The sequence below is a fragment of the Flavobacterium aerium genome (assembly GCF_030766725.1).
GTDB classification, from domain to species: Bacteria; Bacteroidota; Bacteroidia; order Flavobacteriales; family Flavobacteriaceae; genus Flavobacterium; species Flavobacterium aerium.
This window is the reverse complement of record NZ_JARQWR010000019.1, coordinates 1-14,062: the sequence shown is the minus strand read 5'-3', so window position 1 is coordinate 14,062 and position 14,062 is coordinate 1. Positions and strand designations below refer to the sequence as shown.

The window sequence follows — 14,062 nt, the reverse complement described above, 5'->3', positions numbered from 1 at the left end:
TCTCCCAAAGAACATCTTGTGCAGAAACAGTTAGCGATCCTAGCTGCAAAAGGATTACAGTAAGTAATTTTTTAGTCATAAATTTTAAAATGATAAGATGAAAAATAAAATTGTTAATCTGTAGGGGTGGCCAAATGTAAGAATAATATTTTTTATAATTAAACAAAAAATGTAACGAAGCTTGGTTTTAACGGTAAAATAATATCAAATATTCATTAAATGAATATAAATACTGAGAATAATATTCGTTTTTTGCATAATTCAGTAGTTGAATAGAGGTAAGATTATTGTATTCTTAGTAAGTTTTGAAATAAGGCTTTAAATTGATATTTATTTGTGTTAAATCATAAAAAATACATAATTGTGTGTTTTTAGACTAAAAAACAATAAATGCAAATTTTATTTTTTACTAGCGAAGTATCTTATGGAAAACCATACAATAGATGATATATGAATACTATAAGTCGTCAGGGCTTGTGAATAGTGCATTTGATAAATAATATAAATTTATCAATGCTAACCCTTGATTCGTAAGATGTTATTGAGGCTGGAATAGAGAATAGTTTCTTATTTTATAATAAGATCGTGTTTTTCCAATAAACCTTTTAAGCCTGCAGTTGAGAATAGCGCTCTTTTGAGTTTGTTTTTGTCGGGATCAATGGAGAAATTGAAACTCGTAGAGAAATCGGCTTTGTTTGCAATAGAATTAATGAAAACTGCTTTGTGTAAATCACAGTTGTCAAATAGAACTTCTGTAATATCAGCATTCATAAAATCGACGGCTATTATACTACAGTCAGTAAAGGTTGTCCCTTTCATTTTTAAATTATAGAATTTAGCAAAATCTAAATTGCAGTTTTTAAAATGAATTTCGAACAGTAGGGGGTCACACATGGCAAAGTTTACTTCGCTAAACTTACAGTCGTGGAAAATTGCTCGGCGTAAAGAAATATAATTAATCTTCGCCTGTTCAAAATTACAGTTGTGAAAATTACAGTCGATAAAGGCTACACCAAGGAAATTACAAGCAGAAAAATCACAATCATAGAATGTACAACGTTCGTATTCTTTAAATAGAATATCATTTTCGGTATAAACCATATCCCTAATTTCTAAATCTAAAATATAATTATCCGCCATTGTTGTAAAATTTGATGAATTACAAAGCTATCATTTTGAGTTTATAAATAATAGTTTTTTAGATAATTAATGGAAATTTAATGCACTATTTGACGACGATTGAATCAAAATAAAAAAGAATTGTACCTTTGCACTGCTGTAGCAAAAGAATACCATTATTTCAATAGAATTGATTATGAAAAATAAACAAGACGTAGACAATATAAAAAAGCATAAAAAGCTAATCGATCAAAAGAAAGCACGCATTAAGAATGCTGAAATTGAACGCAAAGAGAAATTGAAAGAAATTATGAGAAAGTTCAACGAACAATAATTTCAATCAGGAACAAAAACAAAAAATCCCGAAGTGCTACTTCGGGATTTTTTAGTATATATCAGTACGTGATTAATCGCGGATTGATTCATCTATTCCTTTTACAGCCACAAAATTTTTGGACTTTTTAGGGTAATCCTTAAATGTCTTATCACTTGGATTCACAATAGTAGAACGAATGGTAATTTCATCTCCAACCGCAAAGTTAGCCATCGTCATTTGATAATCTAAAAGGTATTCACCACAATAGAAATTATTATTCTCATCTTTTGCAATTACGCCGGTGTAAATTCCTTTGATTGCTTTTTTATTTTCGTTGGATTCCAATATGCTATACTATATTAGGTATTCGTGTAAATTTAATTTTTATGAAAGGTTTTGTTGGAATTGAACAATCATCAATACCCATCCCAAAACCAAGAGTAATCCGCCTAAAGGAGTAATAGGGCCTAAAAAGCGTAGTTTTTTGTTTTTAGCACTGCTGAGGCATAAGCCATAGATACTAAAAGAAAATAAGAAGATACCAATTATAAAACTATATGCCATCGTTTGTTCTATAGTGGTAGTAAATGAAAATTGTGTTCCAATAAACAATAATACTAAGGCATGATACATTTGGTATTTTACTCCTGTTTCAAAATTCTTTAATAAATCGTCCGTAAAGGTCTTTTTTAAAGCGTGTGCACCAAAAGCACCAAATATGACTGCCAATGCACCATATATTCCGGCTACTGTGAAAACAAATTCTTTCATTCCAATTCTATTTGATGCAAAGATACACAATGTATTTAGTATGGAGTAGTATTCTGAGCGATCGAATTGTAGAATTTTACAGTGGTACATTTCGTTGGAGATTGTATCTTTGAGTATGAATACAAAGGTTTACAATCGTTATAATTTTTTCAAACATACATTTTGTGTTTTTAAAGAAGTTCCTGCCTCCAGTGTGGAAGCCAAGCTATGGCATCATCAGAGTAAATCGGGGAGTAGTTATTATTTTGTCGAGGACGGAGTGTACCGATTGTCAAATCATTGGGGCAGAGCGGCGAATTGTAGATGGCGTTTGGATGCTTTGCCTGAGAAAAAAGATTCCCGACTGAAAGTTGGATTTGCACTTTGGACTGATTTTTTTCCAAATAATGATCAGGAGAACCTCTTTTATGTTGCGGTAGATTATGCTACTGAAACCGTATCGTTCGAACATAAGCTGAATTCTAATTATGATCAAAAAGCTATTTTGCGTAATTCCAGTGAAACCATGGCGGTGGTAAAGCAAATGAGGAGCTTGTTTGAAACTACCGTTTGGGCGAAGCATATTCTGCATGATGATATCAATGTCTTACGTAAAGAAATCCTAGAGCAGTTGATCTATTGCAATAAAACGTTTCTACAGATTAAAAGAGAAATAGTAGTCTTGAATACGCCAGAATAATTTTTATGTGGCAAGGATTATGTATTTTTGAAATGAACCATAAAATCATTTAAAGTATCATTATGAAAAAAATTATTATCCTATTTACCTTGTTTTTGAGTTTCTATACTGTACAAGCACAAGAAGCAATTCCCTTTACAATGACACCGAGTGGTCATATTGTAGTGAAAGTATCGATTAATGATGTGGATGGGAAATTTATTTTTGATACGGGAGCAGGATTGAATTTGGTTACAAAGACGTTTTATGATAAATTAAAAAATGTAACAACCGAAGGTCTTTTTTATACTGCCTTTAGAGCGACAGGCGACCGATTGGATGTGCAATTATACAAAGCACAGCATTTGAAAATTGGGAAGTTCCGTTATGAGGCACCTACTTTAACTTATTTAGATTTGAATTGGGGAGATCTGGATGGAATTATCTCATTGAAAAACTTTGAAAATGCAATTGTAACGATTGATTATGCAAAAAGTGTATTGATTATTGAAGAGACGAAACAATTGGCAAAAATTAAAAAATCAGCAAAAACAATAGTTCCAATTCAAGTAGAAGATTCTAGAAATATATCCATTGATATTGCTTGTTTTGTAAAATTGAACGATACACACAGAGGACAATTTATTCTGGATAGTGGAGCAGGTAAAAATATTTTCAGAATCAATTCTCGTTACTTATCGCCTTTGAATATTGATGTTTCGGACACATTGAAGGTGCAGAAGAAAACGTTTAAAAGTGATTTCAAAGCCAACCATGAAAATAACATCTATACTACCACTGTTGCAAAGTTAGCTTTGGATAGTAATGCATCGATTGCTGTAGAACAGCAAAAAGTACAATTTGTAGATGGTTTAATTTACGATGGGATTATGCCAATCGATTGGTTTGGAAAAAAGATAACCATTAGCATACCAACCAAAGAAATTGTAATTACGGAATAGATAATTTATTGTATGTATATGATACCTATTGTAGAACGAAAGGAGCTCAATCTGGAGGAAAAAATAGCAATCTATAGGTTGTGGAATCAAGAATATCCAGAAAAACTGAATTATACTGCAGTAGAGGGCTTCGAAGCTTATTTAGCCAATCTTTCCAAAATCACGCATTATTTGATGATCGATGATAAAGATCAAATTGTAGCATGGTCCAGTACATTTGAACGAGAAGGAGCTCTATGGTTTGCAGTCATTATTGCAGGAAACTTGCACGGGAAAGGTTATGGACATACCATATTAAATCATTTGAAATCGAAAGAATCAACTTTGAATGGCTGGGTGATTGATCATGAGCAAGACAAAAAGAAAGATGGAACAATTTATTTGTCACCTTTATCATTCTACCTAAAAAATGATTTTATCGTATATCCCGATAATCGATTAGAACTGGAAAAGATGTCAGCAGTTCATATTCAATGGAATAAATAAGAATATCTGTATCAAAATCGGTATATTTGAGTAGTACGATTTGCTAAAATAAAGTCTATGTTTAATTTTTCAACGTTGGAATTAAGAATCCGAGAAGCGACTAAAAAAGCATTCTTGGAAATGTATGAATTGCATAAAGCCGAAGGAATATATGGTTTTGCCCTTTATAGTGATGAAGGTGCCATGACGGTATGTCCATCGACCAATACACAACAATTTCTGGAGGATAATGCTGAAGAACATCAGGATGATGCCGTTTATTACAAATTTGAACCCGCAGAGTGGAAATATGAAATGCGCGGTGCTGATGATGCCTTTGAAAACATCTGTACTACCATTCGAACAGAAGTCTTGGAAAATGAAGAGAATGATGAATGGTTTGATGATTTTCAAGAGCAACTGTATGAAACCTGTATTTTGGTTTTAGAGAAATTAAAACAAGAACACTTCTTTAAGAATATAGTGGGACATGATATTTTCCTTTTATTTTCGGTATCAGAATATGAATTTGATACTGAAAAAATAGTCGAAATTATCAACCGCTTAAATGATAATGACTACAATCAGGAATATCTTAATTGGATGAAAACCTGGTCTGAATAGCTAAGGTATACTCTGTTATAAAACATAAGAAAATCACTATAAGATTTTGCGATTTGGAGATAATGAAAAGATATTATGATCCTACTTTTTAAGACGATAACAATTGTACTTTTAAATCAAATTAAAGACGAGAAAAAGTGATTTTTCTGTCATTAATAGAATGTATAATTATATAAAAAGGACCCTATGAAAATCAAAGAATTATATTTATTGACTAACAATCTTATTGCTACAGAATCATTTTACAATACCATATTGAATATTCCAACATTGGAAAAAAACAAAGAATATGTATCTTTTGAAATTGGTGCTACAAAAGTACATTTTGTAACGGCAGAGCAAAAGAATCCTGTTTATCATTTGGCTATTGATATTCCCCAAAATCAATTAGAAGAAGCCTTTGCTTGGCTTGAAAGTAGAACAATAATTTTATCGGTAACAAAAGAAAGTGCTATTTCCGATTTTGTAATGTGGAATGCGAAGTCATTTTACTTTTATGATAACAATGGTAATCTATTAGAATTCATTGCCCGTTTTGATTTGGATAATGCATCAAGTGTGCCTTTTGATAGTACATCAATTGTTTCTGTCAGTGAAATAGGAATAGTAACCAAAGATGTCCCTACATTGATTAACCATCTGATGGATGAATATGGATTGAAAGTATTTTCAAAACAACCGCGTGATGATAATTTTACAGTATTAGGAGATGAAATAGGACTATTGATTGTAGTAAATGAAAATAGAAATTGGTATCCTACGACAGAAAAAGCAAATCCTTTTTGGACTAAAATTATTTTTGACAATGGAACAGGAAAAGATCAGGAATTAATTGTAAATTGAAAAAACGAATAGTAAGTACAAGCATATGTTTACCATAGAACAAATCAAAGAAAAACACGCGAAAGTAAAGAGCGGAGCAGATTTCCCACAATATGTGCAGGATTTAATTGAATTGGGTGTAGTGCGCTATGATGTTCATGTTGTAGATGGACATACCAATTATTTTGGGAAATATGATTATAAAATAGAATCTGGTCCGAAATATGAACCGCTTCAGATTGCAGACAAAAGTGATGCGCTGCAATTCCAACATTATTTATTGATTCACCAACATAGCGAAACAGATTATCTTACTTTTTGTAAACATGCCGCCGAGTCGGGTGTAGAACAATGGGTCATGGATCTCGATGATATGATGTGTATTTACTATGATAAAGTAGAGAATATTATGAAACTGGAATTAATTCCGACAGTATAGTAACGAGGGTTTGTATTTATTACAAACCCTTTTTTAATTTTGTACTGTAACAAGCATTTATTTTATGACAGAAGAATCTTTAATGTACCCTATTGGCAAATTTGTCAAACCTGAAAATTTTACCAGAGAAGAAATTAAACAATATAAATTGGATATTGCCGCATTCCCTATGAAATTAAGGAAAGAAGTAGCGCATTTAACCGAAGAACAATTGGATACTTCTTATCGTCCAGGTGGATGGACTGTGCGACAAGTTGTAAACCATTGTGCTGATAGTCATATGAATAGTTTGATGCGTTTTAAATTGGCTTTGACCGAAGATCAACCCACAATACGACCTTATTATGAAGATCGTTGGGCAACGTTAGCCGATTCCAATACGATTTCTATTATACCAGCTTTAGACTTGTTAGATGGCTTACACGCCCGTTGGAGTGTTTTGTTAGAATCATTATCAGTATCCGATTTAAAACGAACGTTTATTCACCCTTCAGGAAATCAGATTATTACACTGGAAGAAAATATTGGTATTTACGCTTGGCATGGGAATCACCATTTAGCCCATATTACAAGCTTAAAACAAAGAGAAAATTGGCAATAGTGAGAATGGATATAAGGCAATAAAAGTACCGTTAGAAAATTCAATATGCATTAGGTAAAATAGGATTAGTGTTTTTCTTGATGATCATAGCTCAATACATTGGATAATTTCCAAGTTCCATTTTCCAGAATCCAGACATGGGTAAATTTGGCAGTACTTCCTTCTGTTTCTTTTTTCCCCTTTTCAGTTTTATAAAAACTATGTTCTCCCATTTGAATAGCACCATATAGAACATCATCTTTAAATAATGGATATACCTGTGTAGTTCCTTTGATTAATTGTCTACGGATTTTATAATTATTTGTAGGATTACAGATGGACTTTTTGATACTAATTAAAAAGTCTGCTTTAGTGGGAGTAATTCCTCCTTTATCATGATAAAACTTGAATTCACTACTTACTAGATTTTCAAATTGACTGATATCACACGTATTAAAACCGATGGTGAAGAGTAAACTATCTTTTGCTATAATGGTTTTGTACAATTCAGAAGAGGATTTTTCCTGTGCCTGTATAGTAAAGGAAGTTATCACACTAATGAATAAAAAATAGAAAGCTGTAATACGATTTCTTGTAATCATACCCTGGATCGATTAAATTAGTTTTGAGAAACGAAAATACTGAAAAATAAAGAATAGAAATGCGATCAATTGAATTAGTTATTAATTAAAAAAGTTTAGTTCAGAAGAAGACTAATTTTTTTGTAAATTGGTAATGAACTAAAAACGAATGAGATGAAAAAGTTTACTGTATTTATAGTAGTGATCCTGTTTACTGTAGTGAGTTGCAAAAACGAAGATAATCTAGAGTGGCCTAAAACCAGTGGAATAATTACAGGAATGAATGATACGACTCAAATGGGAAATGAAGATTTACCAGAGTTCAATGTAAAATTTAAAGATAAAAACGGCAAAGAAGTAACGGGAATGTACGATGCAGACACTTCCATTAGTACGCCAAAAATAGGAGATAGTGTTGAGTTTTATTACGATCCTGAGGATCCAACATTGTTGTACAATGAAGAGATCTATAACGAAATGCAATCGGAGAATTAGATTTGTCGTAATCCACCAATTAGATTGTCACTTTTACGCCATGTAGAGGATCAAAATCAGTGGTAAGTTTGTATTGAATCAATACTTTATTATCATGGAAAAATTTTATATCGAAAGAGATATTACACTCTTTTACATTACTGCAACTTCATTTCCAGAAGGGATATTAGAAGCTTTTCAAAAGCTACATGATAAAGTGCCTGAAGCAAGAGAAAGAATCTGGTATGGAATCTCTTATCCTAACGGAGCAAAAGGGATTATTTACAAAGCTGCTGTAGAAGAGGCCTTTCCTGGAGAAGGTGCAAAATATGGTTGTGACACGTTTACGGTGAATGAAGGTGTTTTCATCAGTGAATTGATCCAAAATTGGGAACAAAATGGCAACAGCATTGGGGAAACTTTCCGAAAATTGGTACAACAACCCAATATAGATGAAAACGGATATTGTTTGGAAATTTATGAAAACAATACCGATGTTCGTTGTCTTGTACCTTTAGCTTAATTACGAGTAATAGTCCAATAATTGAGTATAAGGATCAGTATGCAATCCCAATAATAGACCAAAGGCAGGTTCAGTTTTATATCCTTTTTCTTTAAGGTCAACAATCTGTTGCCTAAAAGTTTCTCCTTTTTCCATCAAAATCTGATGTTCGATAACCATATGCTTATAACCATTCTGTTCAAGAGTAGGAATATCTTGTCCAAAGAGTTCCATTTCAAAACCATCCATAAAAAAATTAGCGACAACCACCTCCTTATTTGCAATAGTAATTTCAGAATATTGGAATTGATTTTCTTGACCAAATGATTCGAATATTGTCTGGATAAAATCAGCTTTGTTTTTGTAATAACAAATGATATCCAAATCACTGGAATCAATATCAATGTTGATCGGTATAGTACCTACCAAAACAGGATCAAAGGAAGAAAGTTTTGAAAGAATCTGATTCTTCTGCAACAGACGATATGCTTTTTTCTGTTTCTCATTCCCAGTATTTAAATACCCAATTTTTGTAAAATCAATATTTTCTATAAGTCCAGGATTAGAATTCAACGACATAATGTGAGCGAATTTTGTCTATCATTTTTTAAGATTAGACAAATTTATATATTCTCCTGTAATATTCATTTTTATCTTTTTATAAAATAATAAGTAACAATAAATGTAGAATCATAAAAAAAACACCTACATTTAAATATGCATTAGATTCATAATCAGTAAAATAATGTATGGTAAAGCTGTAAGAAGATATTAATAATAATTCAAGAAAATATGCAAAGTAAAGTAGCCAAAATAGGTTTTATCGTCCTTATTGTATTAGCAGGAGTTGGATTTTTATATTTAAAAAAATATGGACCAGAAAGTTTCAGCCATAAGGAATCAAAGCAAAAATATGAAAGTTATACCAAGGTAGAAGCCACGATTATGGCACAGGAAGGAAACGGTCGAATAGGGAAAGGACAAGGCACAAACTGGACGATACAGTATATAGATAAAGACAATAAATTACATACTGTTGAAATACCCGACAATTCATTTGCAGGTAAAAACAATGGAGAAAAAATAATTATTTATTACAATCCTGTGAAGCCAGATGAAGTAATAGACGAAAAAACATACGATGAAATAATGCCTTAAGATTTAAAAACGATTCTTTTGGTTGATGATTTTTAAATTTTGAGAAATTTGGACACATTTATCAATTCATAAAAAAGAAAAAAACAGACTATTTTTAGCCTGTTTTTTTCTTTTAAAATAGTTTGGAACGGATGTTATGATACTATTTTTTTAGTGTTATTGAATTGTATAGTGTTATGCATTAGATATTTATGTTATTTTGATTATTGTAAAGTGTATTTTGTTCTTGGAATAGATTCTATACTTACTTATTCTCAATAAAAATTATTTTTTTTTTGATTTCAAAATATGTTAATATTTCTAATTTTTTATCGTAATTTGCTATGAAATTGCACATTCTAATTGTTGTGTGAGAACTACGAATTACTGCCCTTAAGCAGTATCCACAACTTTTTCTAAATGCACTTCTAGTTCACGGAGTAGTGGTTAAAATAATTTAGTACTTTATTATGGCTTTTGAATATATAGAAATTGAGAGAGTTGAAAAGTTGACCAAAAAAGAATTTATTGAAAATTATTACAAACCTCAAAAACCTGTAGTAATTACCAACCAAATTGAAGATTGGCCAGCATTTACCAAATGGGATTTTGACTTTTTAAGAGAAGTCGCAGGAAATAAAACAGTTCCATTATATGATAGTCGGAAAACGGATCATACTAAGAAAGTAAATGAGCCTGATTTTAAAATGACGATGTCGGAGTATATTGATATTCTTGAAAAAGGACCCACCGATTTACGCATCTTTTTATACAATTTGATGAAAGATGTTCCTTCCATGAAGGAAGATATGAAGTGGCCAGAATTGGGAATTCGATTAATTAAAAGCTTGCCATTAGTATTCTTTGGTGGTGAAAATGCAAAAGTATTCATGCATTATGATATTGACTTCCCAAACATATTTCACTTTCATTTTTCAGGTAAAAAACAATGCGTATTAGTCGATCCTAAGGAAACGAAATACATGTATCGTCTTCCATATTCTTGGATTTGTAACGAAGATATTGATTTTGATAATCCTGATTTTGAGAAGTTTCCTGCATTGAAAAAAGTGAAACCTTATATCACGAATCTTAAACACGGAGAAATGCTTTATATGCCTGAAGGTTGGTGGCATTATATGAAATATTTAACACCAGGATTCTCCTTGAGTTTACGCTCATTAGCGGGAAGACCAACTAACCTTTTAAAAGGATTGGCGAATGTGGCTGTTATTCGATATTATGATAACTGGATGCGCAAACGCAAAGGACAAGCTTGGCTAGATTACAAAGATGAAGAATCCATCCGTAGAACAAATGCTTTATTAAAGTAAATGTTCAATAGTATAATGAAAAAGAGATAGGAACCCCCCTATCTCTTTTTCATTATACAATCTAAAAACCTAAACTATTCTTTGATTAATCGTTCAATTGAAATTTGGTCATTGGTATTTTCAATTTCTACAAAATATAAACCAGTTTGTAAAGCAGAAATATCGAGTAATTCCTTTTTGTAGTCGGGCTATTTCAGGATAATTTTCTTGTTGCTCTTGAAATGAAATTAGATGACGAAGTGTTTTTAGTTCAAAAGTTTTGTCGGAAAGAGACTCAGCAATCTGAATTGCTTTTTGAAAATATTGTTGTGCGTTATGATTACTTCCGGTCTTTAAGGACCAATTTCCTAAAGCATTTAAAGAAGAAACTTCGGCTTGTTTATTTTCGGTAGCTTTACTAATTGCTAAAGCTTTATTGAAATACATTAAACTATTATCAGCACGCTTTTTTTTGAGTTCATATTCACCAATTTTAATATAAGCAGATGGCAAATAAGCTTTGCTATCCGATTTTTCAAAATCAATTAAAGCTTGTTTATAAAACCAAATGGACGAATCAGATTCTTTTATTTTTTCAAAAAGAGTACCCATATTTGAATAAGCCAAACCAAGTGTTCCACTTTGATCATTTAAGTTATTCAGAATTTGGATTACCTCACGACAGATGGGTATTGCCTCAGTATATTTTCCTTGGCGGGTATAGATCGTACTGATCAATTGTAAGCATTTACCACGTCCTACTTTAGACAAATGTGGATCAGTTTGCTCGAGTTGAGTATAATTTTCAAGAGATTTTGTCGCATAATGTAATCCTTTTTCAAAACTAGAACCATAAGAACTAATACCTAATGAAAGTAATGCTTCTGCTTTATCGGCCGTATTATGATCCATTTTTGCTTTTTCATACGCTTGAGAAAAATATCCAAAAGCCTCATTATCCTGATCTTTGATAAGAGCATCCCAACCTTTTTGGATCAAAGGATTTTTTGAAGACTGTGCGGTTACATTCACACAGAGAAGCAAGAGTAAAACTAGCATTAATTGTCGACAAAACATAGTTATCCTTTAGGAGGTGCGGGTAAAGATATAAATATTATTGAATAAATGGGATGGAGATGAGACAAGTTGTATTGTGTTGATATATAGTGTGTAGTGTCGTTTTTTATTTAAAATATTTGCTTTTTAAACACACTTCAGATTCTCTTTAAAAAGAAAAATCCCAAATGAAATGAATCATTTGGGATTTTCTAGCTGAATTAAATATTAGGGTTTTTTAATCACTCTTTTGATGGTTTTTCCATTGACAGAATTAATTTCAAATAAATAAACTCCATCTTCAAAACCTGAAAGGTCAATACTATTAATAGTACTTCTTAATGGACGTTCCATTATTTTTCTACCATTCATATCATATACATGAACCTTTGCATCTTGATGTATTTCATTGAATTTGATGAATACTTCAGAAATAGTAGGGTTTGGATATAAACTAACAGTGAACGTTTCAAATGTACCCACACTTAGAGGAGGACTAACAACAACTATTGCAGTTGCAGAATCACAATTTCCAGGGTTGGCAATTTCACAGATTGAATACGTTAATGTGTAAGTACCTTGAGTTGAACTTGGAAGTACATTCACACTACCATCGTTACCAATTGTTACACCAGTTAATCCACCATTATTGACTAAAGTAATCGTTACATCAGTACTAACTACTGGTAATGAATTGAAAAGATCATTGGTAATTACATTTCCAGCAATACCACCAGAAGCATTATTAACAGGAGTTGCAGTGAAGTTATCATCAACTGCTTGAATAAGGATATTATTTACCGTTAATGTTGCTGATGATGAAGTTGATGGCGCACAAGTACCTGAGTTAACTAAAACTCTGAATAAGTATCCATCATAAATTTTTGGAATATTAGTCAAGGTAAGTGTTGCAGTTGTTGCTCCAGCAAATAGAGGGTTTGTTCCACCATTTGATACATTATTCCAATTTCCACCATTGTTTGTACTCATCTGCCATTGATAACCAGTAGCATTTGTTGATCCAATAGTAAAAGTTGTATTTTGTCCAGCCGTAATAGTATTACTTAAAGGTTGTGTATTAATAAATACAGCGATAGGTTCAGTAATAACAAAACTTTGCGTTGTCGTACAATTGTTAGCATCTGTAATCGTTACGGTGTAGTTTCCTGCAGTAAGTCCAGAAGCCGTAGCCGCAGTTCCACCAGTAGGAGACCAAGAGTAAGTATATGCTCCAGTTCCACCTGATACGGTTACTGTTGCCGATCCATTGCTAGCACCATTACAAGATACATTTGTTTGTGTTGCTGTTACAGCTATAGGAGCTGGTTCATTGATAACAAAACTTTGCGTTGTCGTACAATTGTTAGCATCTGTAATCGTTACAGTGTAGTTTCCTGCAGTAAGTCCAGAAGCTGTAGCTGCTGTTCCCCCAGAAGGAGACCAAGAGTAAGTATATGCTCCAGTTCCACCTGATACGGTTACAGTTGCTGATCCATTACTAGCACCATTACAAGGCACATTGTTTTGTGATGTTACCACAACCATAGGAGTTGGTTCATTGATAACAAAACTTTGCGTTGTCGTACAACTGTTAGCGTCTGTAATCGTTACAGTGTAGTTTCCTGCAGTAAGTCCAGAAGCTGTTGCTGCTGTTCCACCCGAAGGAGACCAAGAGTAAGTATAGGCTCCAGTTCCACCCGATACAGTTACAGTTGCTGATCCATTACTAGCACCATTACAAGGCACATCCGTTTGTACAGCTGTTACAGTGATTGGAGTTGGTTCATTGATTGTGAAGCTTTGGGTTGTCGTGCAATTGCTCGCATCTGTAATTGTTACAGTGTAGTTTCCTGCAATAAGTCCAGAAGCCGTAGCCGCTGTTCCACCCGTAGGTGCCCAAGAGTAAGTATAGGCTCCAGTTCCACCTGATACGGTTACTGTTGCTGATCCATTACTACCACCATTACAAGGTACATCCGTTTGTACATCTGTTACAGCCATAGGAGTTGGTTCATTGATGGTGAAGTTTTGCGTTGTCGTGCAATTGTTCGCATCCGTAATCGTTACGGTGTAGTTCCCTGCAGTAAGTCCAGAAGCTGTCGCTGCTGTTCCACCTGAAGGAGACCAAGAGTAAGTATATGCTCCAGTTCCACCTGATACAGTTACAGTTGCTGATCCATTACTACCACCATTACAAGGTACATCCGTTTGTACAGCTGTTACAGCCATAGGAGTTGGTTCAT

The 14,062-nt window shown here is 32.8% G+C and carries 19 protein-coding genes; 12 read left to right on the top strand and 7 right to left on the bottom strand.

What is annotated here, in order from left to right; translation table 11 throughout:
* Window positions 1-567 precede the first annotated feature (567 nt).
* Window positions 568-1,140, bottom strand: a complete 573-nt coding sequence (locus P6733_RS17680; RefSeq protein ID WP_306354286.1) for a pentapeptide repeat-containing protein — start codon at window positions 1,138-1,140, stop codon at window positions 568-570.
* A 175-nt stretch (window positions 1,141-1,315) separates the two neighbouring features.
* On the opposite strand from P6733_RS17680, the gene P6733_RS17675 reads away from it, so the two are divergent.
* Entirely contained in the window at window positions 1,316-1,453 is a 138-nt protein-coding gene (locus P6733_RS17675; RefSeq protein ID WP_306354285.1) for a hypothetical protein, read from the top strand.
* Between the two features lie 72 nt (window positions 1,454-1,525).
* On the opposite strand, the gene P6733_RS17670 is transcribed toward P6733_RS17675, so the two are convergent.
* Together P6733_RS17670 and P6733_RS17665 are read right to left on the bottom strand one after the other, a co-directional pair.
* Complete coding sequence (locus P6733_RS17670; protein WP_306354287.1) at window positions 1,526-1,783, bottom strand: hypothetical protein; 258 nt, start codon at window positions 1,781-1,783, stop codon at window positions 1,526-1,528.
* Window positions 1,784-1,819: 36 nt separating this feature from the next.
* Complete coding sequence (locus P6733_RS17665; RefSeq protein ID WP_306354284.1) at window positions 1,820-2,206, bottom strand: DUF423 domain-containing protein; 387 nt, start codon at window positions 2,204-2,206, stop codon at window positions 1,820-1,822.
* A gap of 115 nt (window positions 2,207-2,321) precedes the next feature.
* On the opposite strand from P6733_RS17665, the gene P6733_RS17660 reads away from it, so the two are divergent.
* The 7 genes from P6733_RS17660 to P6733_RS17630 all read left to right on the top strand — a co-directional run bounded on the left by P6733_RS17660 (window position 2,322) and on the right by P6733_RS17630 (window position 6,777).
* The gene (locus P6733_RS17660) at window positions 2,322-2,885 is read left to right on the top strand and encodes a hypothetical protein (protein WP_306354283.1); all 564 of its coding nucleotides are present in this window, start codon (window positions 2,322-2,324) and stop codon (window positions 2,883-2,885) included.
* 62 nt (window positions 2,886-2,947) lie between these two features.
* The gene (locus P6733_RS17655; RefSeq protein WP_306354282.1) at window positions 2,948-3,826 is read left to right on the top strand and encodes a retropepsin-like aspartic protease; all 879 of its coding nucleotides are present in this window, start codon (window positions 2,948-2,950) and stop codon (window positions 3,824-3,826) included.
* 18 nt (window positions 3,827-3,844) lie between these two features.
* Window positions 3,845-4,312, top strand: a complete 468-nt coding sequence (locus P6733_RS17650) for a hypothetical protein (protein WP_306354281.1) — start codon at window positions 3,845-3,847, stop codon at window positions 4,310-4,312.
* Window positions 4,313-4,369: 57 nt separating this feature from the next.
* Window positions 4,370-4,915 carry a DUF4303 domain-containing protein gene (locus tag P6733_RS17645; protein WP_306354280.1) on the top strand — a complete coding sequence of 182 codons (546 nt, stop codon included), beginning with the start codon at window positions 4,370-4,372 and terminating at the stop codon, window positions 4,913-4,915.
* Window positions 4,916-5,101: 186 nt separating this feature from the next.
* Window positions 5,102-5,758: a VOC family protein gene (locus P6733_RS17640; RefSeq protein ID WP_306354279.1), complete on the top strand. Its 657-nt coding sequence runs from the start codon at window positions 5,102-5,104 to the stop codon at window positions 5,756-5,758.
* Between the two features lie 25 nt (window positions 5,759-5,783).
* Window positions 5,784-6,176, top strand: coding sequence for a DUF1398 domain-containing protein (locus P6733_RS17635; RefSeq protein ID WP_306354278.1), 393 nt, complete (start codon window positions 5,784-5,786; stop codon window positions 6,174-6,176).
* 64 nt (window positions 6,177-6,240) lie between these two features.
* Complete coding sequence (locus P6733_RS17630) at window positions 6,241-6,777, top strand: YfiT family bacillithiol transferase (protein ID WP_306354277.1); 537 nt, start codon at window positions 6,241-6,243, stop codon at window positions 6,775-6,777.
* A gap of 65 nt (window positions 6,778-6,842) precedes the next feature.
* On the opposite strand, the gene P6733_RS17625 is transcribed toward P6733_RS17630, so the two are convergent.
* Window positions 6,843-7,358: a nuclear transport factor 2 family protein gene (locus P6733_RS17625; RefSeq protein WP_306354276.1), complete on the bottom strand. Its 516-nt coding sequence runs from the start codon at window positions 7,356-7,358 to the stop codon at window positions 6,843-6,845.
* Between the two features lie 153 nt (window positions 7,359-7,511).
* Between P6733_RS17625 and P6733_RS17620 the strand changes: the two genes are divergently transcribed.
* A complete protein-coding gene (locus tag P6733_RS17620; RefSeq protein WP_306354275.1) occupies window positions 7,512-7,832 on the top strand; it encodes a DUF3592 domain-containing protein in 321 nt (106 codons plus the stop codon).
* Between the two features lie 94 nt (window positions 7,833-7,926).
* Complete coding sequence (locus tag P6733_RS17615) at window positions 7,927-8,334, top strand: hypothetical protein (RefSeq protein WP_306354274.1); 408 nt, start codon at window positions 7,927-7,929, stop codon at window positions 8,332-8,334.
* On the opposite strand, the gene P6733_RS17610 is transcribed toward P6733_RS17615, so the two are convergent.
* Window positions 8,335-8,892, bottom strand: coding sequence for a DUF4269 domain-containing protein (locus tag P6733_RS17610; protein ID WP_306354273.1), 558 nt, complete (start codon window positions 8,890-8,892; stop codon window positions 8,335-8,337). It abuts the gene before it with no gap.
* A gap of 213 nt (window positions 8,893-9,105) precedes the next feature.
* On the opposite strand from P6733_RS17610, the gene P6733_RS17605 reads away from it, so the two are divergent.
* Window positions 9,106-9,471: a hypothetical protein gene (locus P6733_RS17605; protein ID WP_306354272.1), complete on the top strand. Its 366-nt coding sequence runs from the start codon at window positions 9,106-9,108 to the stop codon at window positions 9,469-9,471.
* 449 nt (window positions 9,472-9,920) lie between these two features.
* A complete protein-coding gene (locus tag P6733_RS17600) occupies window positions 9,921-10,784 on the top strand; it encodes a cupin-like domain-containing protein (protein WP_306354271.1) in 864 nt (287 codons plus the stop codon).
* 120 nt (window positions 10,785-10,904) lie between these two features.
* On the opposite strand, the gene P6733_RS17595 is transcribed toward P6733_RS17600, so the two are convergent.
* Window positions 10,905-11,840, bottom strand: a complete 936-nt coding sequence (locus P6733_RS17595) for a tetratricopeptide repeat protein (protein WP_306354270.1) — start codon at window positions 11,838-11,840, stop codon at window positions 10,905-10,907.
* Between the two features lie 207 nt (window positions 11,841-12,047).
* A partial coding sequence (locus tag P6733_RS17590; protein ID WP_306354269.1) for a T9SS type A sorting domain-containing protein occupies window positions 12,048-14,062 on the bottom strand: 2,015 nt, incomplete at its 5' end.

Coding starts and splice junctions, on each gene's coding strand:
- P6733_RS17680 (WP_306354286.1), bottom strand. CDS start 1,140: ATGGCGGATAATTATATTTTAGATTTAGAAATTAGGGATATGGTTTAT.
- P6733_RS17675 (WP_306354285.1), top strand. CDS start 1,316: ATGAAAAATAAACAAGACGTAGACAATATAAAAAAGCATAAAAAGCTA.
- P6733_RS17665 (WP_306354284.1), bottom strand. CDS start 2,206: ATGAAAGAATTTGTTTTCACAGTAGCCGGAATATATGGTGCATTGGCA.
- P6733_RS17660 (WP_306354283.1), top strand. CDS start 2,322: ATGAATACAAAGGTTTACAATCGTTATAATTTTTTCAAACATACATTT.
- P6733_RS17655 (WP_306354282.1), top strand. CDS start 2,948: ATGAAAAAAATTATTATCCTATTTACCTTGTTTTTGAGTTTCTATACT.
- P6733_RS17650 (WP_306354281.1), top strand. CDS start 3,845: ATGATACCTATTGTAGAACGAAAGGAGCTCAATCTGGAGGAAAAAATA.
- P6733_RS17645 (WP_306354280.1), top strand. CDS start 4,370: ATGTTTAATTTTTCAACGTTGGAATTAAGAATCCGAGAAGCGACTAAA.
- P6733_RS17640 (WP_306354279.1), top strand. CDS start 5,102: ATGAAAATCAAAGAATTATATTTATTGACTAACAATCTTATTGCTACA.
- P6733_RS17635 (WP_306354278.1), top strand. CDS start 5,784: ATGTTTACCATAGAACAAATCAAAGAAAAACACGCGAAAGTAAAGAGC.
- P6733_RS17630 (WP_306354277.1), top strand. CDS start 6,241: ATGACAGAAGAATCTTTAATGTACCCTATTGGCAAATTTGTCAAACCT.
- P6733_RS17625 (WP_306354276.1), bottom strand. CDS start 7,358: ATGATTACAAGAAATCGTATTACAGCTTTCTATTTTTTATTCATTAGT.
- P6733_RS17620 (WP_306354275.1), top strand. CDS start 7,512: ATGAAAAAGTTTACTGTATTTATAGTAGTGATCCTGTTTACTGTAGTG.
- P6733_RS17615 (WP_306354274.1), top strand. CDS start 7,927: ATGGAAAAATTTTATATCGAAAGAGATATTACACTCTTTTACATTACT.
- P6733_RS17610 (WP_306354273.1), bottom strand. CDS start 8,892: ATGTCGTTGAATTCTAATCCTGGACTTATAGAAAATATTGATTTTACA.
- P6733_RS17605 (WP_306354272.1), top strand. CDS start 9,106: ATGCAAAGTAAAGTAGCCAAAATAGGTTTTATCGTCCTTATTGTATTA.
- P6733_RS17600 (WP_306354271.1), top strand. CDS start 9,921: ATGGCTTTTGAATATATAGAAATTGAGAGAGTTGAAAAGTTGACCAAA.
- P6733_RS17595 (WP_306354270.1), bottom strand. CDS start 11,840: ATGTTTTGTCGACAATTAATGCTAGTTTTACTCTTGCTTCTCTGTGTG.